The sequence below is a fragment of the Pseudohongiella sp. genome, assembly GCF_040877505.1.
In the GTDB taxonomy this organism is placed as follows: Bacteria; Pseudomonadota; Gammaproteobacteria; order Pseudomonadales; family Pseudohongiellaceae; genus Pseudohongiella.
On the sequence record NZ_JBBDNQ010000038.1, the window covers coordinates 171,102 to 192,126 of the forward strand.

Genomic DNA, 21,025 nt, shown 5'->3' on the forward strand with positions numbered 1-21,025 from the left:
CCAACACTATGACGAACGAACATTCAACATTTGACGCTATCGCTGCGATAATCGAATCGATCAGCGGTGTCAGCGTCAGCGACCTGAACCGGGACACGGATCTGCTGGATCTGGGCCTGGATTCGCTGATGTTCGTGCGCATCGGTCGGGTGCTGGAGAGCACGTATCGCGTCGATATTTCGATGAAACGGTTCTACGACGAACTCTCCGGCCTGGGCACACTCGCTGACTTTCTTGCGGCCAACGGCACCGCACAGGAAACCGGTACCGTGGTGGCGTCAGATGGACCGACTGTCAGCGTCCATCAATCTCAATCTCAACCGCAACCGCAAGCGGCCGGCTCTGTGCCGCACGTCGGTGACATTCCGGGAGGCAGTGCTCTTCCATCGCAGTTCCGGACAGCGGCGCCCACCTCCGCTGGCCTCACAACAGCTGTCGACGTCAATACGGTGATGTCCGCGCACATGGCATTGATGCGACGTTATCTGGACGGCGCCGCCGGTAAACAGACAACGAAGCCGCTGGCGCAGAGCCTACCGGCAGCAGTCCCGCAAAATTCCGGTGATGCCGCCACGACGCGACAAAAATTCAGCGGCATCGATACACAGAAAGAGAAACTTGACGCCCGGCAACGCAGTTTTATTGAACAATTGTCAGCGCGGCTGTCAGCGCGGTGCCCACGCAGCAAACAAATGGCGGAAGAGGGCAAGACGTATCTGGCTGACTGGAAATACTCGTTGCAGTTCAAGCAGGATCTGAAAGAGTTGCGCTTCCCCATCGTTTGCCAGACCGCCTCAGGTTCGCGTTTTGTCGATATTGATGGCAATGAGTATGTTGATATCGCCATGGGCATGGGGGTGCATTACTTCGGCCATTCGCCGCGCTTTGTTGACGACGCGGTTCGGGCCCAGCTTGACGAAAACCTGGCGCTGGGCCCGCAGTCGCGGCTGGCGCCCGATGTAGCACGCAGAATATGCAAGCTCACCGGGCACCAGCGCGCTGCGTTTTTTGTGACCGGGTCGGATGCGGTCATGCTCGCCATGCGCCTGGTGCGAGCCGCACGTGGTCGCAACAAGGTGGTGATGTTTGCCGGTGCCTATCATGGCATCTGCAGTGATGTACTGGCAGGCCAGGGGGAAAACGGGGCCGTGCCGATGTCGCCGGGTTTGCCTGCCAGTATCGTCGATGATCTGGTTGTGCTGGACTACGACGCCCCCGAGTCTCTGAACAAAATCAGGGGGCTCGCTGATCAACTCGCCGGCGTGCTGGTAGAGCCGGTGCAGAGCCGTAACCCGGCTTTGCAGCCGCAGCGTTTTCTGCGTCAGTTGCGCGCGCTATGCACGGAACTGAACATTCCGCTGATTTTCGACGAGATGGTTAACGGTTTCCGTCAGGCTGCCGGTGGCATGCAGGAATGGTTCGGTGTGAAGGCCGACATGTCGACATACGGCAAAATCATCGGTGGCGGTTATCCGCTCAGCGTCATCGCCGGTAATGCTGATCTGATGCAATGGATTGATGGTGGCATATGGCATTTTGGTGATGACAGTGCGCCGTTGACGGACTCAATCTCAACGGGCGGCACCCACAACAAGCATCCGGTAGCGCTGGCTGCGGCCGCGGCGGTGCTTGATCATATTGACGATAATCCGCAGCTGTTCGATGCGGCCAGAATGCGTATGCACAAGCTGGCAGATCGCATCAATGTCTGGTTTGAGCGTCATGCGGTGCCACTTCGTCTGACCTATTTTGGTACGCAGTTCAAGTTCGAAAGTTTTGCCACAGCGCTGGAACAGGAGCTGTTTTTTTACCTGTTGCTGGAAAAGGGTGTGTATACATGGGAATTGCATGTCGCCAACCTGTCGACCGAACACACACAAGATGATGCCGATCACCTGTTCGCCGCGATCGTGCATGCCGTGGAGTCGCTGCGTGCCGGTGGTTTCGGATTTCGTGCCGACAAGCTGCGGCGCCAGTATGTACCGATGTCCTCAGTGCAAAAGCGACTTTACGCCATTACCCAGCGTGAAGGTGCCGAGAAACCCTACCATCTGGCCGGCGCCTGGCGGCTTGATGGCGCAGTAGATGCAGATCGCCTGGAAGATTGCATTCATCAGGTCATCATTCGTCACGAATCGTTGCGTACCGCCTTTGTTGTTGTTGACGGTGAGTTTTATCAACGCATTGTCGCAGAGCCGCGCTTTTTTCTGGATCACATTGAGGCCGGTAACAACAACGTGGAAGAGCTGCTGGATAACTATATCCAGCCTTTTAATCTGTTGGAGCCACCCCTGCTGCGTGTTGCTCTGGTCCCGCAGCAAGACGGTTCGCAGCTGCTGTTGATGGATGTCCATCACATCGTGGCCGATGGTCTGTCGATGAACGTGGTGTTGCAGGAAATTCTGGCCCTGTACGATGGCGCCAAGCTTGATCCGGTACGCAGTCAGGCGCGTCATGTCCACGATGCCATAGAGCTCTATTTAACGAGTGAGCGGGCACAGAACTCGGCACGGTACTGGCAGGAGGCACTTGCCCCGCTGGTTACCGCGCAGGAAACCTTTGATCTGTCGCCGGATTTTAACAGGCCGCCAGTCACCAGTTTTGCTGGTAAACGTCTTGCGCTGAAGCTGGATGCGGACGCCACGTCGGCATTGCATCGCTTCTGCACGAGTGCCCGTATTTCCACCTTCGGTGCCCTGTTTGGTGTGTTTGTGGCCTGGACCTGGCGCTACGCAAGGCAACAGCACTTTGTTGTGGGTTTGCCCGGTTCAGGGCGACCTGATGCTGCCGCTGACAACGCAGTGGGCATGTTCGTAAACACCCTGGCGTTCCCGGCCAGCGTGGATGCGCAGAGCTCCGTTGCCACCTTTTTGCAACAAATCCGGGATCGCCTGTTTGAGGTTCAGGAGCACGGCGATTTTCCGTTCAGCTCGGTGCTGTCCGCGTTGAATATTGGTCACCGTGCGAACCGCAATCCGCTTTTTGATGTCATGTTTTCTTACGAGAATGCCGGTTCAAGGGTCATTAAAACCGGCACCTTTGAGGGCGAGACCCTGACCCAGTACGAAGGTGCCGGCATGTTCGATATCAGCTTTGATCTGATCGAGGCCGAAGGTTGCATACTGATCAACTGCGCGTACGCGGAAAGTCTGTTCAGTGACATCACCATGCGCCGGCGCCTGGACGAATACATGACGCTGCTGAAGCGGCTGGTTGCCGGCGACGTGACCACGGTGGCAGACTGGACTAACGCGTCCCCTGGTGTGACCGACGCGCAGACGCCGGTGCAATCCGGTGGAGCGGCGCCAGCCATCGCGGCAGCAGAAGAGACAGACACGGTTTGCACGTTGTGGGACAGGCAAGTGGTTGCTGGTGCACAGGATGTGGCACTGATAGACGGCGAACGCAGGCTGACGTTTGCCGACATGGATCAGCAGATCCAGGAAACCGCGTTCACGCTGTTTAACCTTTATGGCGTCAGGGCGGGCGACAGGGTCCTGGTGAGCCTGGAGTCATCAAGCGATCTGGTGATTGTCATGCTGTCCCTGTTTTCCATGGGCGCAGTCTATGTACCCGTGACACCTGACACGCCATTGCCGCGGCTGTCCCTGATGCAGCAGCAATGTGGCGCGCAGTATCTGATTCACGGCGTCGGGCATCACGGTGTTGCTGAGCTCAGGGCGGCGGAGGCAGTTGAGTGCATTGCCATGGACGCGATACAGGCAAGTGTCACCGCCGCAGCCCTTTATCAGACCCAGCATCAGACCCCGCATCAGACACTGCTACCCCCGCAGCCGGAAGATGTTGCCTATGTGATCTTCACGTCCGGCAGTACCGGCGTGCCCAAGGGTGTGGAAATATGTCATGCCGGCATCGGCAATTCGGTCGCCTGGCGGATTGCCAGCTACGGTCTGGGACGTGCAGATACGACGCTGCAAATGCCCAGTTCGGGTTTCGATGCCTCGGTGATCGATATTCTCAGCACGCTGCTTGGCGGCAGCCGTCTGGTGATGCTGGATACGGCGTCCAAGCGTTCCGTTGAGCGCATCGGGGAAAGCATTAAAAAACACAAGGTCACCTCGATTCTGCTGACGCCGACACTGTATCGTGTTCTCCTCGACCGTATTCCCGGGACAATGGCAACCCTGCGTTTTATTACGCTGGCGGGCGAAAAACTGCCCATGGATTTGCTGCAGTCGCATTTTGCGCAGGCATCAGGGGTAGCGCTGTGGAATGAGTACGGGCCTACCGAGTGCAGTGTTGTGGTCAGCGGAGCCCGGCTGGTACCGGAACAGAACCGGGTTACCATCGGTCGGCCGCTGCCCAATATCCAGGTGCATATACTTGATGAACACGAGCGCCCGACGCCAACCGGTGTCTGGGGGCGACTATGGGTCAGTGGCATCGGTCTCGCCAAAGGTTATGCCGGTGATGAAGAAAATACCAACAAAAAATTTCGCTGTCTGCCAGCACTGGATGGTATCCGGTGTTACGACACGGGAGACATTGTTCGTGTGCTGGAAGACGGCGCGCTGGAATTCAAAGGACGTGATGATGGTCAGGTCAAGGTCAACGGTTACCGCATTGAACTGGAAGACGTTGAAGCGGCGCTGCGCAGCCAGCTTGGCCTGAGTGAAGTCGCGGCCAGTATTGTCAACACCGGCAACAGTGCCAGTCTGCATGGCTGGATTGTGTCCGACGCCGAACCCACGGGCTGGCGCGACGCGCTGATGTCGGTGTTGCCGGTGTGGATGGTGCCCGGCACGTTGCACGTGGTCAGCGAACTGCCGCTATTGCCCAGCGGCAAGCTGGATCGCAACGCGTTGAACTCGCCCCCGGAAGACGCCCGCACACGCGTCGTATCGGGCGTCGCAACAACCGTTGCACAAGCCGGGCCTACAACTGCCTGCCTGGAGCAATTGCTGAGTCTTTGCCGGGAGATTCTGGGACGTGCGGATCTGATGGCTGGCGATAATTACTTCAACGCTGGCGGCGACTCTATTCAGGCGATCGTGCTGGCCTCGCGATTGCACGAAGCGGGTTATCTACTGGATGTTAACGATCTGTTCCGCAACCCGGTGCTGTCCGATCTTGCGCGCAAAATCCAGATCAAAGGCAGTGCGCGCGCATCTGTTTTGCCGACGGCCACCACGGTACTGCCAACGCCAATGCAGGCGTGGCTCTTCGATACCTGTCAGGGCGATGCCGATGCGTTCACGCAGGCGGCCTGGGTACGATTGCCCGCCGGGATAACATTGACGCAACTTGAAACCTTGTGTCGTCACTGGACCCGCCAGCATGGCGTCTTCCGGGAAACCCTGGCGTTGATTGCCGACCGTGAGGGACGTCAGAAAACCGCTACCGCTTACGATGCCCTGGTAGATTGCTCAGAAGTTGATGCCGGATCAGACCTTGATTCTGTTGCTGTGTCGGCGCGTGCTGGTATCAGCCTGCACAACGGTCCTTTGCTGAAGGTTGTGCTGCTGCGGACCGATGCAGAATCCAGAGCACTGGTGGTATTTCATCATTTTGTGGTTGATGCGGTGTCCTGGCAATTGTTGCAGACGCAGTGGGCTCAGCTCTGGGAGGATGTCGGGAACGGGCGAGCGTTGCGGACACTGCCGGAAGGCGCCACCATGTGTCAGTTCGCCAGTGCTCTGCATGGCGAAGATGCAAAGCACAAAGCGTTACTGGAGGCGCCGTTCTGGCAGTCAGTGTTGGCCGACGCAAGACCTGTTCTGCGCGTTGGCAATTCGGGTCAGGTTGCACAGCAACCGGTGTCGCAGCAACGCGTGCAGGTGGACGCGTGCCTGGATGCTGACGTGGCCGAGGTTCTGCTGGCGTCCGGACACCAATACTTTCGCAGCAGGGGCAGCGATCTGCTGCTCGCCGCGTTTACGGATGCCATCGCAAGTGTCTTCAATCTGGATGTTGTCACTGTGCTGATGGAGTCCAACGGCAGAGCACAGCGCTACGCCGACGCGGATTTCTCCACGACGCTGGGCTGGATGACGTCAACATATCCGCTGAGCATCGTGACGGCTGATACAAAGACAGGCAATGACTGGGCAGCCAGGGTTGAGCGTATCCGCGAGCAGACTCAGCGTGTGCCGGAACAGGGCGTTGGTTATGGTGTGCTCCGGCACGTTTTGCAACATGAAACCCTGCCGGCGTTTGCGCCGGAGTTTGCGTTTAATTATCTCGGACGTTTCAAACATCATCCCGACCAGCAATTTGCCATTCTTGACGAGAGCCCGGCAGGCGACTGCATGGGCGAGTTGGGTCTGCTGCCGCCGCTGGAGTTTGTCTGTTTCGCAGATGATGCCGGCCTGCATGTGTCGGTATCCGCGGATACTGCGCTGGTCGGGCAGGATGCCTTGGCCAGTGTTCTGGATACATTCCGGCAGCAGGCACTGGACCTGGTAGCCGCATGCCGCCAATTGACAGCCCCGGTGGCGCATGCACCAGTTGATTTTGTTGAAGCTGACTGGCATCTCGAAGACTATCTGGGTTTATTGCACGCCAATGCCATCGCGCGTGCTGATGTCGACAATCTGCTGCCGTTGACGGCGATGCAGCGTGGATTGATTTACCATGCCCGCAGCAAACCCGATGACCTGGCCTACCTGGAACAGGTGGACTTTAGCCTGCATGGCGTGGAGGCTGACAGGCTGGCGATTGCCTTCCAGGACCTGCTCACGGAATTTCCGCTGTTGCGCGCTGCCTTCCTGGTTGGCAGCAATGGCCGGACTGCACAATTGGTCAGGAGCCAGGTCACGCTGCCGGTGGTGTGTCACGACCTGAGCATGTTGCCGCCACAGGAACAGCAGCGCGTGATTGACGAGGCGCGGGCAGCAGACCAGGCCACGCAATTCGATATCACGCAGCCACCGCTGATGCGGGTGCAGCTGTTCACGCTGCAAAAACAAAAGCCGCCACGCAAACGAAAAAACCAGAGCAAGCAAAACTCGGCGCGCCCCGCGGATGGACGCGTGCATGTCATCTGGTCACACCACCATCTGATCATGGACGGTTGGTGTGTTGGCATCCTGTTCGACAGTTTGCTGTCCAGTTACGCAGCAGCGAATGCAGCTGCCACTGACATTGCTGTTCAGGGTGTGGCGTATGACAGGCTGAACCTGGACTATTTCCGCTGGCTGGCCAGTCGCGACAGGAGCGCGGCTACCGGGTACTGGTCAACCCTGTTGGCGGGTGTTGAGCGTCCGACCCGATTGCTGCCTTGGCCGCAGCCGGATGCCGGGCGTGACAGCAAAGCCGACACCAGCTATCAGCTGCAACATCACACGGTGCCGCTGTCTGCCGCATTGACGGCGAGCATGCAGCGCTGGGGCGCGTCCCACAGTGCCACCATCAGCAGTGTGATCAGGCTCACCTGGGCAGTTCTGCTGGCCAGGTTCAGCAACAGCGCGGATGTGGTTTACGGCACGGTGGTGTCGGGCAGACCGGCGGAAATCGCCGGTATTGATCGCGCCGTTGGACTGTTTATCAACACCGTACCCGTGCGCTTCCAACTGGATACCGGGATGACCGCAGATGATGCGCTGGTGCTGATTCAGCAGCAGGCCAACGCCGGTCGCAGCCACGAATACATGAGTCTGGCCGAGATCCAGGCGGCGGCGCCGGACTTGATCGCGCGCGAGTCCCTGTTTGATCATCTGGTGGTGCTGGAAAACTATCCGATGGACGCCGCATTGCGCGGCAGTGGCGCGTCTGACAACGATGTTAATGTCGGCATCTCGGACATTCGGGCTTTTGAGCGCACCGACCTGCCGTTGAATCTGGTCATTGTGCCGTCAGACGGTGGCCTTGAAGCCACGTTCATGTTTGATGGCGCGACCTATCCTGCCCGACAGATCGAACATCTGGCCGAACATTTTGTTCACCTTGCCCAGTTGCTGGTGCAGGCGCCGGATCAGGCGCTGACTGAACTGGACCTGTTAACAGTGTCGGAAAGCAGCTGGCTCTCCGATCAGTGGAACGCACGTCAGTCTGCCTATCCGCCTGACAAGACCCTGTTTGATCTGTACCAGGAAGCTGCCAGTGAACACGGTGACCGGGTTGCGCTGCATGATGAGCTGGGCAGTGTCAGTTATGCCGAGCTCAGTGCCAGCGTGCAGCACGTTGCTGTCGGACTGCTGCGCCATGAGGCATTCGCGCCCGGTCGTCGGGTAGCGTTATGGCTGCCGCGCAATCGCGAGATGATCGTGGGCATGCTGGCAGTATTGGCGGCCGGTGGCAGCTATGTTGCGCTGGATCCGGTTTACCCGGAAGAACGCCTGCGCTTCATCGTCGAAGACAGCGGTGCGGCGCTGGTACTGACCAGTGCCGATATGTCACCGCTGTCGTTTACAGTGGGCAGCGCCGATATCGCGAATATCGCATCTGCCACCGACGAGGCGGTCACGCTGCCCTCAGTGACACAGGATGACGCAGCGTACGTGATTTATACCTCGGGTTCCACGGGGCAGCCAAAAGGCTGTGAAATATCACATCGCAACGTTGTCCGGCTGCTTCGTAATGAGGATTTCGACTTTGACTTCGATCACCACGATGTGTGGGTGCTGGCACATTCGTTCTGCTTCGATTTCTCGGTCTGGGAAATGTACGGCGCCCTGGTAAATGGTGGTGCGCTGGTGATTCCTGCGGCGACCGATGTGCGCAATGTCGAGTCGTTTGTTGAGCTTGTGGCGCGCCACAAAGTCACCGTATTGAATCAGACGCCGGCCGCGTTCTATCAGTTCAGCAAAGCTGTGTTGAAGAAACCTGCCAACGACCTTGAGGCTTTGCGCCTGGTCGTATTCGGGGGTGACTCGCTTGCCTGCAACCGGCTGGAAAAATGGGTTGAGGCATTCCCCACCAGCCGCGTCAAACTGGTAAATATGTACGGCATCACGGAAACCACGGTGCATGTAAGCTATCGGGAACTCAGCGAGGCGGACATCGTTAGCGGCTCGCGGCTGAACCTGGTCGGCCGACCACTGCCGGAAACCCGCTTCTGGGTTGTGGATCGTTGTGGCCAGCTGCAACCGCCGGGCATCGCCGGTGAGATTGTTGTTGGTGGCAGCGGTGTCGGCATGGGCTATTTGAACCGCCCGGAACTCAACGCCAGCAAGTTTGCCCCGCTGGCAGCGGCCGGAAAAGAGCGCTGCTACTGGTCGGGAGACGTGGGTTATATCAGTCCCGAACTTGGCCTAGTGTACCTGGGTCGCAATGATCATCAGGTGCAGGTTCGCGGCTTCCGCGTTGAATGTGAGGAAATCGCGCGTTGTCTTGAGATGCACCAGAGCGTCGCCGAAGCCTTGGTGATACCGACCGAGAATACGCACGGCACTGAACTTGTTGCCTATCTGGTCGGTGACGAAACGGCAGCCCCGGCGCAGTGGCGACCATGGCTGTCAACCCGGTTGCCAGACTACATGATTCCGTCTTACACATTATGGCTGGACGCACTGCCGCTGACTGCCAACGGCAAGATCGACCGCGCGGCGCTACCGGATCCTTTCAGTGTGGTGGCAACATCTGAACCGGATGTGGCAAGTGATATTGAGGCCATGATCATCAGCGCCTGGCAACAAGTGCTTGAGCATCAACAGATCGGTGCGCTGACCAATTTTTTTGATGTCGGTGGCCACAGTCTGAAAGCATTGACACTGGTCGACGTTTTACAAACGCGCTTTGGTCTGAACATTGGTGTGGCGGACGTTTTCGAATTCCCCACACCTCGCCAGCTGGCTCTGCTCTGCCAGAGCCAGGGCCAGGGCCAGAGCCCGGCAGCAGCGACGTCATCCACTGATCAGCTGCTGGAGGAAATCAACGTCGATGATCTTGATCTGGATGCGCTCGAAGCGCTGCTTGCTGATGTGTCAGACGAGAGGCAGGGCAGATAAACGTGGACAACAATGCCGCACTCAAAACGCGCCTGGAACAGCTGTCACCTGAACAGCGCACGGCGCTGTTGCAACAGATTGCCCGGCGGCGGGAACAGCAGGGACATCCGCAGTCAGACGGGCAACGCCAGAGTCGACCAACTGCCAACTCGCGTTATCCGCTGAGTCTGGCGCAGCGGCGCCTGTGGCTGCTGTCTCAGCTTGGCAATGAGGCCGGTGCCGCCTACAACATAGCTTCCGCATTCTGTTTTGAAAGACACCTTGACCGGGAGCGCTTGCAACGTGCCTGGCGCAGATTGTTGAGCAATCACGAAGTACTGCGTTCAGCTTTTGTGCAGCAAGGCGACGACTTGTTCCAGATGCCACGCGAGGCTGACGGATGGACTCTGCAGCAGCATGCACTGGTCCCTGAGCAGGCTGTTGAACCACAACTTCAGCAGCTGGCCGGCGCGGCGTCAGCCAGCGCGTTTGATCTGCAACATGACTGGTTACTGCGAGTCATTTATTGCGAAGCGGCGGCGGGGCAGTCAGGTCTTGTTGTGGTCATCCATCACAGCGTCTGCGACGGTCTGTCGATCAGTCATATGGTGCGTGAACTGGCGCAACACTACGCGGCGGATGTGTCGACTGCAGACTCCGCGTCTGCCAATGGCGGTGCTGTGTCATCCGCGCCGCAGTACCGCGATTTTGTCGATCATGAATCCCGGGCAGATAACGGCAAAGCGATAACATACTGGAAAAATATCTTCGCCAGCGCGCCGGAAACGCTTGATGCGCTGTTGGATAAACCACGGCCGGTGAGCAGGGATTTTCGCGGCAGCGCTGCCACGACGATACTGGCTGCACCCGACGCTGCCGCATTCGAAAGCCTGTGTCATGCGCACAACGCGACGTTGACCATGGGCCTGGTGGCGCTGACGCAACTGCTGCTGGCACGCTTTGCCAATGTCGGCGAAGTCACCCTGGGTACGCCGGTGGCCGGTCGCCCAAGCGCACAGTTCGACAAGGTTGTTGGCCCGTTTGTTAATACTATTGCACTGCGTCAGACCGTGGATCGCAAACACACGTTCCCGGCGCTGCTGACGCAGGTACGTCGTCGCGTGCTCGAAGGTTTTCAGCACCAGGGTCTGGCATTCGATGAGCTGGTCACGGAACTTGGGTTCGCCAAGGACCCAAGCCGGTCGCCATTGTATGATGTCATGCTCGGGTTCACGACGGCAGACGAGCTGGCGCTGAGCTTCAGCGACGGTGCCGGTAATGATAATAGGGGGCGATCGCTGCGACTTCCGCAGGCCTACAGCAAGGTGGATCTGACCTTTCACGTCGAGAAAGACAGTGATGGCAGCCTGCGCCTTGATCTGGAGTATGCCACCAGTGTGATCCTGGATGCAACAGCACGACGCTTATGTGATGCCTGGCGCTTACTGGTGGTAGCGTTGCCGCAGCAGCCATCACGCCCGATGGCTGAATTTGCGCTGCAGAGCGAAGCAGATCAGCGCCTGTTGCTGGACCAGGTGAACGCAACGTCAAGACCGTATCCACAGCATTCAACCCTGATCAAAGAATTCGAAAAAATCGTGCAGTGCAGTCCCGACGCGATCGCAGTGCACGCCGGCGATGTGCAACTGAGTTATGTCGAACTGGATGTCCGGTCCGGACAACTGGCGCAAGTCCTGCTGAAACATCCGGCGTATCAGCCGGGTTGCCACATTGCGCTGATGCTGGAGAAGGATGAGCGCGCGCTGATCGTGATACTCGCCATTCTGAAAAGCGGTTGCACGTATGTGCCGCTGGCCGCCAATACACCGCTGGCGCGTGTTGGTGAGGTGCTTGCCGCCGGCAGCGTGCCGCTGTTGTTTGCGGAAGCAGAGCGCATGCCGGCACTGCAGACACTGGATGCGGCATTGCTTGATACTGATGTGTTGCTGGCCACCGGTGATGCTGCTCTGGACGCGGGCCCGGAGACCGCATCACCAGTCTCCGGCAAGGTGCTGCCGTTTGGTACCCGGGTCGATGATGGCCCGCAGCCGGCCTATCTGATGTTTACCTCAGGCTCAACCGGTAAACCCAAAGGCACAGTGATCGAACAGCGCGCTGTGCTCAGATTGGTGTGCAACACAGATTATCATCAGGTGCAGGCAAACGAACGCGTCCTGTTGACGGGATCGCTGGCTTTTGATGCAGCCACCTTCGAAATCTGGGGCGCGCTGCTGAACGGCGGCTGCGTTTGCATACCTGCCGGCACGACCCTGCTTGAAGTGCATGAGTTCGACGCGCTGGTGGATCACTACCGGATTGATACCGCATTTTTGACCACCGGTCTGTTCAATCAGCTGGTCGATAACAGTGTGGGCGCGTTTGATCGCTTGCAGACTGTGCTGACTGGCGGCGAGAAGATATCCGTTGACCACGTCAGAAAAATACTGGCGCAGCAACCTGATTTAAAACTCCTGCACGTCTACGGTCCAACTGAAAATACCACTTTTTCCACTTGGCATCGGATCACTGTGGATGACCTGGCGCTGGCAACGATCCCCATTGGCAGGCCGATTGCCAACAGTCGAATTTATCTGCTGGATCCTGATATGCGTCCGGTGCCCGTCGGTGTGCCGGGAGAAATAGTCTGTGGTGGCGATGGCATCGCACGGGGTTATCTGGCCTGGCAGGGAGCTGCCAGCGGTGGCGCATCCGCTGCTGTACAGGTTGATCCGTTCCTTGCTGACCCTTTCCAGCCTGACTCTTTCCAGCCTGGCAGCAACGGCAGACTGTACCGGACCGGCGACATTGCTAAATGGAACCACAACCGTGAACTGGTATTTCTGGGGCGCAACGACAGGCAGATAAAGATTCGCGGTTTCCGTGTTGAACTCGGCGAGGTTGAACACCACTTGCGCACCTTGCCTGGCGTCTCCGATGCTTTTGTCCAGGCGCGCGGCGCAGCGGGCAGCAGCGAACTGGTGGCCTGGCTGGTGGGGCCGGGTGCCACCCACCACACCGTCGCTGTGGTGCGAGAGGCTTTAAAAGGCAGCGTGCCGAATTACATGCTGCCGGCGAAAATCGTACACATTGAGCGGCTGCCGCTCAATGCCAGTGGTAAAGTTGACGCCAATGCGCTGCCCTTGCCGGAAGACACCGATGCCGGTGATACCCGTATTGGCGAGCTGCACGGAAAAGCGGAGCAGGACCTGGCGCAGCTTTACGCGGCCGTGTTGGGACTAAGCGGAAGTGCCGCATTGGCAATTGACCGGGAGGCGAATTTCTTTTCGCTGGGTGGCGATTCAATCCGGGCCATTCAATTGGTGTCGCAGGCCCGCGCCGGTGGTTATCACTTCACGCTGAAGGATATTTTTGCCTCCGAAACGCTGGCCGGTCTTGCCGCGACTGCTGCCGTGACGCCTGTTGCTGCGAGTGAAGAGGCGCTGCAATCCGGTCCGCTCAGCCCTACGCAGCATTGGTGGCTGGATCAATGTGGCCCGCCGGCTGACCATTTTAACCTGTCCAGCGTCTTCAGGGTCGCCGAAGCCATCGACATCGGTGCGCTGCGGTCGGCGCTAGACCAGTTGCTGGCGTTACACCCGGCGCTGCGCCTGAGCATCAATGCCGAGGCTCACCAGCAAAGCATCCGTGCTTCCGGCAACTACGTGCTGCTAACTGCCGGGGCAGGACAAACGCGGCAGCAGTGCTGGCAGCAACTGCAGCAGGCCATTGACCTGCAAGCGGGCATACTGCTGGCGGTTGGTGTGTCAGCAGAAGTCGATACCAGCTACGTCGCGGTGGTGGTGCATCATCTTGCGGCAGATGAAGTGTCCGGGCGTTTGTTTGCCCAGAATCTTGCACGCCTGTATCAACGCCAGCGGGCGGCGCAGCTTGCCGACATGGCCGACGACGCAGCCGTCGATGCAACCGTTGATGCAAGCAGCCCGATCCGCGAACCTGTCCCTGAGGCACTGGGCATCATCAATTGGTCCGCACAAGTACAGGCGGCTGTAGCAGATGGCGCCATGGATGGTGACCTTGATTATTGGCAGCAGGTTGTCGCTCGCGGCAAGCAAATTGTTGCTGATCAATCGCATCTGTTTGCTGATGAAAAGGCACCACGGGACACTGCGGTGCAAACGCTGCCGCAGCGCGAAACCCGGACCCTGCTGCGGCGCAGTGCTGCGCTGCTGCGGATGACACCGCAGGAAATGGTGCTGGCGGCGTTCATTCGCAGCTGGCAGGCCTCGCTGGGTCATGTCGGCTGCGTATTGTCGCTGGAAGGTCACGGGCGCGAAACATTTGCTGGTCTCGGCGATTGCAGTTCCACGCTGGGCTGGTTTACCTCGCTGTATCCCTTTGTCTTCGCTGGCGAAGACTTGCCACAGATTGATCTTTATCGCACCGTGAAGGACAGTATCAGGTGCCTGCCGAACAAAGGTTTCACCTATCTGCCACTGCGCTACTACAAGGGTGATGACATTCGTCAGACGCTGACCCTGCGTCCTCAGATCAGTTTCAACTATCTGGGCGAGAGTGTCGCCGATCAGGCCGAATGGCTGATGCCAACAAATGAGCCGGCCGGCGACGATCACGGCGACGCGGTTGTTGAACCGTTCAAGCTTGACGTGTTGGCACGCGTCATCGATGGCCGGTTGGAACTCACGCTGCGCGGGCAGAATCCGCGCCAGTCACTGGGTCTTGCGGAGCTCAGCGCCGCCTGGCTGGCCGAGCTCGGCACGCTGGCAAGCCGGTTGCAGGATCTGTCGAGCAGCGCTGCTGGTGACGGTAACGCACCTCAATGTCTGTTATCACTGTCCGACAGTCTGGTTGCGTTTGCCTCGCTCGCCGAGCTTGATGAAACGCTTGCCGCGCTGCAGTTGCCTGTGGCCGGCATCGAAGAAATATTGCCATTGACCGGCATGCAACAGGGCATGTGGCTGCATTGTGCGACCCACCCGACAGCATATCAGGATCAGGTTGCCCTGCGTCTGCAGCAGCCGGTTGATGAACAGCGGTTTGCCGCCGCGGTGCGCGCATTGGTTGCGGAAACCCAGGCGTTGAGAACCGGGTTTGCGCAGAAGGCGAATGGCGAGCTGCTGCAAATCGTATTTTATGAACGATCAGGTTATTATCAATATCTCGACGATGTTGTCGGCGCCGGTGTCGATAGCAATCAACGCGAGGAAACACTTGTCCGCTTGCGTGCATCGTTGCGCAGCAAGCCACGTGATCTGTTACATGACCCCCTGTTCAGTCTGACACTGGTGCGTCTTGACCAAAGCTGCTTTGAACTGATCATTGATTTCCACCACATGGCCATTGATGGCTGGACCAGTGCGTTATTGTTACAACGGCTGGAAGCGCTTTATTTTGCTGACGCCCGCGGCGGCGATGTTAACGCGGCCAGCGGCATGCGAACGTATTTCCAGTGGCTCGGCCAACAGTCGCCGGCTCGCGCGCGGGAGTACTGGCAGCAGTTGCTGGGTGACTACCAAAGCCGCAGCGATGTGCCTGCACACCTGCCGCGACTGCCGGCGACTGAACCGACTCCGTTGTTTGTTGAAACCCGTGCCGGGCAAGCATTGCATGCCCGGCTGTTGAGCTGGTGTGAACAGCACGGGCTGACACTTAACGCCGTTGTACAGACATTGTGGGGCGTCTATCTGGGACGACTGACCGGCAGTGATGATCTGGTATTTGGTGCGACCGTATCCGGACGTGATATTGAGCTCGCCGGGGTCGGCACCATTGCAGGTATGCTGATCAATACTTTGCCTGTGCGCATCCAGACAACAAATGCAGCAACGTTTGCTGAGCAGGTACGCGAAACCGCGCAGCAGTTTGCCGACAGCATGAGCTTCGGCCATCTCACGCTGGCGGAAATTCAGACACTGACGCCCGCGCGCGCCGGTCTGGTGACGCACGCGCTGGTATTTGAGAACTACCCTGCACCTGATGCAGGCGCCGCGCGCTGGCAATGGCAGGCGCAGGAAATATTCGATCCGATGCACTTCGAGTTTGGTTTGATTGTGGCGCCGCTGGCAAACGATCTCAGCTTCCGCTTTGTCGCGGATGGCAGCGTGTATCTGCAGGAGCGGCTGGAGACCATGGGCACGGATCTGTGCGCCATGCTCTCGGCCTTGCTGGACGGCCAGCAGTCGCTCAAGGCGCTGGCTCAGGATAATTCAGCCGGTTGGACGGTGTCTGCCAATTTCACGGCGGACAGCCTGGTTGGCCTGCTGCAGTATAATGAACATATCAGTGGCCGGTCGGCCGCTGTCACGCTGTTACCCTACGACCAGAGCGTGCAGGAGTTGATTAATCCCGACTCTCGACTCAGGCGCCTGCGGCCGCAGCAGCATGTTGTTCTCTGGCGCCCTGTGACAGACGAAGCCGGTCAGGTTGTGGCGACCGCTGCCAGCGGTCAACTGGCAGAGCTGGCTGCGGCGCTGGCCGCCTATTCGCAAGCCTGTCCCGGCAGCCGACTGCTCGTGGTCATGTGTCCATGGTTCGGCTGTGAGGAGCGAGACAGCGACCAGGCCCTGTACCGGGAGTTCACAGAAGCGGCGACAGCGGCACTGGCAGGCAGTCACAATGCTGAGGTGGTGAGTCTGGAGAATCTCGCCGACAGCTATGATCTGCAGCAGACCTGCTACCCGCCCGAACTTGTGTTTGGTGACATTCCTTATACCGAGGCGTTCTTCGCTGCGGTGGCAAACACACTCACGCGGCTGAGTGACCTGCAACGCAGGCGTCCCGTCAAAGTTTACATTGTTGATGCAGACGACACCCTGTGGGGCGGTATTGTCGGTGAAGAGGGTGCCGATGGCGTCCGTCTTGATGCGGTGCATATTCGCCTTCAGCAACAGCTGCTGACTGCCCGTGCCGCCGGTGCGCTGATTTGTCTGGCGACCAAGAACAACGAAGAGGATGTGCGTGCTGTGTTCGAGCAGCGCGAAATGCCCTTGCGCTGGGAGCACCTCACGCGGGTGTGTGCCAGCTGGCGACCGAAGTCGGACAGCGTACTGGCGCTGGCTGAAGATCTGTCTCTGGGCCTGGACAGTTTTGTGTTCATCGATGACAGTCCGCTGGAGTGTGAACAGGTACTCGCGGCCTGCCCGGGTGTGCTGGCCATACAGTTGCCACCCGCGCGCGAGCGCGAAGCGTTTCTGAATCATCTCTGGCTGCTGGATGCCCGCGCGGCCACGCAGGAAGATGCGGTGCGTGCCCAGATGTATGCTGAAGAACTGCAACGCGCCAACATAAGAAGGACAACGGAAACCTATGCCGACTTTCTGATGTCGCTGGATATCCGGGTCGACATGCACGCCATGAAGCCGGACGAGTTGCCACGGACGGTACAATTGTCTCAGCGTACCAATCAGTTCAATACTACTGGCATCCGTTACACCGAGGCCGAACTGGGCACACTGCTGCTGCAACCGGATAGCGATATCCGTTGCATCAGTGTAACCGACAAATACGGTGACTACGGTCTGGCCGGTAGTGTTTTTATTCACCGTGGCGTTGACGTCTGGACGCTAACCGGTTTTATGCTCAGCTGCCGAGTGCTGGGGCGTGGTGTCGAGCACAGCATCCTGCGCCAGCTGGCACAGGAAGCTGCAGCCATTGGCGTTGGTGTGTTGAGCGTGGATTTTGTCAAGCTGCCGCGAAACGCACCGGCGCTGCAGTTTCTGCAAAGTATCTCCAGTGCGGCAACGGAAGTGCGACAGACGGGTTCTGACAGTCAGTTTCGTCTGTCTGTGTCAGACGCGGTGCATTGGCAGGCCGGCGTGGAAGACTCTACTGCAGCGCAGGATGAAAGCGGCACAGCAGATGTAACGGTGGCTGCAGACAGCGACAACGGGGTGTCCGCTGACGATCGGGTACAGCGTGTCACCGCGAACACCGGACAAGGGTCCGCCAAGCTCTCTTGTTATTATCAGCTACTTGCCAGTACGCTGAACTCCGGTGCTGGCATCCTGCACGCATTGCAGCAGCAAAACGTTATTCAGCAGACCGATAGCGTGGCGCGCAAACACGCAACGAAGACACCACCGGAGACGTCAACCGAGAGGGTGCTGGCTGAATTCTTCACCGAACTGCTGGGGCAGTCCGATATTTCGCGCGAAGACAGTTTCCATGATCTGGGCGGGCACAGTCTCAAGGCCATGATGCTGTTCTCCCGCATCGCCGCACGTTATGGCTTGACGCTTGATTTTCGCGACCTGCAGACCAATCCAACGCTTGCTGCACTGGCCGCGAGAATTGATGCCAACGCACTGAATGCCGATGTCAGACCGATGGCGGAACCGGTATTGCGGGCCCTGCCCGAAGCCGACAGCTACCCGGTGTCACCCGGCCAGTCCAGGCTGTGGATGCTGGAGCAACTCCGCGCTGCCGGACCGTCACCGTTGCACATGCATGCCACCTTGATTGTGGCTGGCAAGCTCAACCGCCGGGCGCTGGACGATGCAATACAGGCCTTGTTTGTGCGACATGAGTCGCTCCGCACCTGTTTCCGTGAAGACGCCCGGGGCAAAGTCAGGCAGGTTGTGGTGCCGGTCGAGGCGCTGGCCGGTGCGCTGCCTGCTGATGCGCAGGCGAAGCAGGGCCGGGCGTCTCAAGCCAGTCTCGTGCACTGGTTTGATGACGTGCTGGAAGATGACGCGTTGACTGCCATGGCGCAGGCGCACAGCAGACCGGCGTTTGATCTGAGCCAGGCGCCGCTGGTTCGTATTGCAGCTGGTGAACTGGCGTCCGGTGACAATGTGCTGTTTATCACCCTGCACCACATCATCAGTGACGGCTGGTCTATGGGGGTATTTTCGGCAGAACTTACCCGGCTTTACCAGGCGTTCAGTAACGGGCAGCGTCCGGCTGATATCAGCGACGCAACACAAACAGATAGCCTGCAGTTCCGCGATTTTGCCAGTTGGCAGCTCGACTGGCTGGCGTCAGAGACTGGCGCTGGTGCGATGCAGTTCTGGCGCGAGCACTTTGCCCGCCCGGTTGAAGCACTGCAACTGCCGGCTGCCGCGCCGCGCCCGGCGCTGATGCAAAGTGCCGGCGCCTCGGTTTACATCGACATCGAATCTGCCGTGTGGACCGGGTTCTCACGTCAATTATCCGGTCTCGGCATCAGTGACTTCAGCGGTCTGTTGGCGGCGTTGCAGCTGGTGCTGGCGCGGCTCAGCGGCCAGCAGGACTTCTGCATCGGAACGGCGGTGGCTGGCAGGCAGCATTGGCAGCTGGAGTCGGTGATCGGCTTTTTTGTTAATATTCTGCCGATCAGGAGCACGCTGACGTTTGATGAACGGGTGGACCAGTTCCTGTTGGCAGTGGCAGCAGAGGTGAATGAGTGCCTGTCGCACCAGGGCGTGCCATTCGATACGATTGTGGCAAACCTGGATCTGGCCCGGGATCCCGGCAGGTCGCCGCTGTTTGATGTGCTTCTGGTGTTACAGAATACCGAGGTGGAAGATCTCCGCTTCGGGACGCATACAGCCAGGGTGCATCCGGTAGCGTCCACCACCAGCCAGTACGATCTGACCATCAGCGCGTTTCCGGAGACGGACGGGCAACTTAGATTGCTGGCTGAATATAACAATGCCATTTACTCCCGCGCCAATATCGAATTGATTCTGCGCAGCCTGCAGCAAACCCTGAAGGCCCTGACCGGCAGTCACAGCGAAACGCTGGTGAACATTCCGTGGTTGCACGACAGTGACGCGGCCTGCGTTGCAGCATTCGAAGGCAAAAGCGTTGACAGCGAGGCATCTGACCGTGAGCAGGCGTTGTTGCCGGACCTGTTCACACAGGTTGCGGCTGCTGCCAGCGGCAGGATCAGTGATGGCAACAGTGACTGGTCCTATGCCGACCTGGCCGATGAAATGCAGCGCATCGCAACCCTGGTGCGCGCGACGCAGCCTGCAGTCAAGGCCGGTGAGACCGCCCTGCGTAAACAGCTTCACGTCGGTGTCATCGGTAAACGTAGCGTGCGCAGCATCGCTGCGCTGTTGGGGACGATGGCTGCCGGTGCCATCTACATACCACTGGACCTCAGCAATCCCTTAACACGGTTGCTGCTGATCATCGATGAAGGCGATGTAGATCTGTTGCTGAGCACCGACGATGAAGGGGCTGAACTGGCTGCCGAACTCGCTATCGAACGACAACAGCGGCACCACGCCTTGCGTCACGTTCATTACACGGACGCAGCAGACAATCCGGGGCAGGCGGGCTCCCGTGATGGTTGTGTCGACAGCAGTGCCATTGCATACATGATTTTTACCTCAGGCTCGACCGGCAAGCCCAAGGGCGTGCAGATTTCCCACGCTGCATTTTCGGCCATGATCAGGCAACAGATCCCCGCGTTTGACGTGCACAGCAATGATGTATGTGGGCAGTTCGCAGCGCTGTCCTTTGATGCGTCGCTTTCTGAAGTGTTTCTTGCCTTGGGCACAGGCGCATCGCTGGCAATAGCACCGGAGTCAGTGCGCAGCGACATCGATGCGTTCATGAACTGGTTGAACGACAGCGCGGTGTCCGTGATTACGTTGCCGCCGGTGTTCCTGCGTGCACTCGACAAGCGGCCGCTGGGCGCACTGCGTGTGTTGGTGACGGCAGGCGAGGCAGCTATCGGCGAGGATATGGCGCACTACGCGCAGTCCCTGCGTGTACTGAATGCCTATGGGCCGACGGAAACGTCTGTGTGCGCTTCAGTCTATCAGGTGAACGCACATGACAATTGGCCATTCGGGGTGCCCATTGGCAAACCATTGCCCGGGGTTCTGGTCACCGTTCGGGACGCTGCTGGCGCGCGCGTGCCGGTTGGCGCGATCGGTGAGTTGTACATTGGCGGGGACACTCTGAGTCAGGGTTATTATGGTGCGGCCGGGCTCACGGCACAGAAATTCACCACGCTTGCCACGGGTTCGGATTCGGAGTCTGATCGTTCGCAACGTCGATGGTACCGTTCCGGGGATCTGGTGCGCTGGCGCGACGATGGCATGCTGGAGTTTGTCGGACGTGTGGATGTCCAGCTCAAGATTCGTGGTTACCGAATCGAGCCGGGGGAGATTGAGCATGCGGCGCGGCAGGTGAACGGCGTTGACGATGCACTGGCGCTTTCACAC

General features: G+C 58.8%; 2 protein-coding genes. Both read left to right on the top strand.

Features of this window, described 5'->3' with window-relative positions; genetic code table 11:
* Positions 1 to 8: 8 nt before the first annotated feature.
* Positions 9 to 9,908, top strand: coding sequence for an amino acid adenylation domain-containing protein (locus WD071_RS14180; RefSeq protein ID WP_368049049.1), 9,900 nt, complete (start codon positions 9 to 11; stop codon positions 9,906 to 9,908).
* Positions 9,909 to 9,910: 2 nt separating this feature from the next.
* The coding region (locus tag WD071_RS14185; RefSeq protein ID WP_368049050.1) for an amino acid adenylation domain-containing protein at positions 9,911 to 21,025 on the top strand (11,115 nt) is incomplete at its 3' end.

Bases quoted from the DNA above. Each gene is read 5' to 3' on its own strand.
- WD071_RS14180 (WP_368049049.1), top strand. From the start codon at position 9: ATGACGAACGAACATTCAACATTTGACGCTATCGCTGCGATAATCGAA.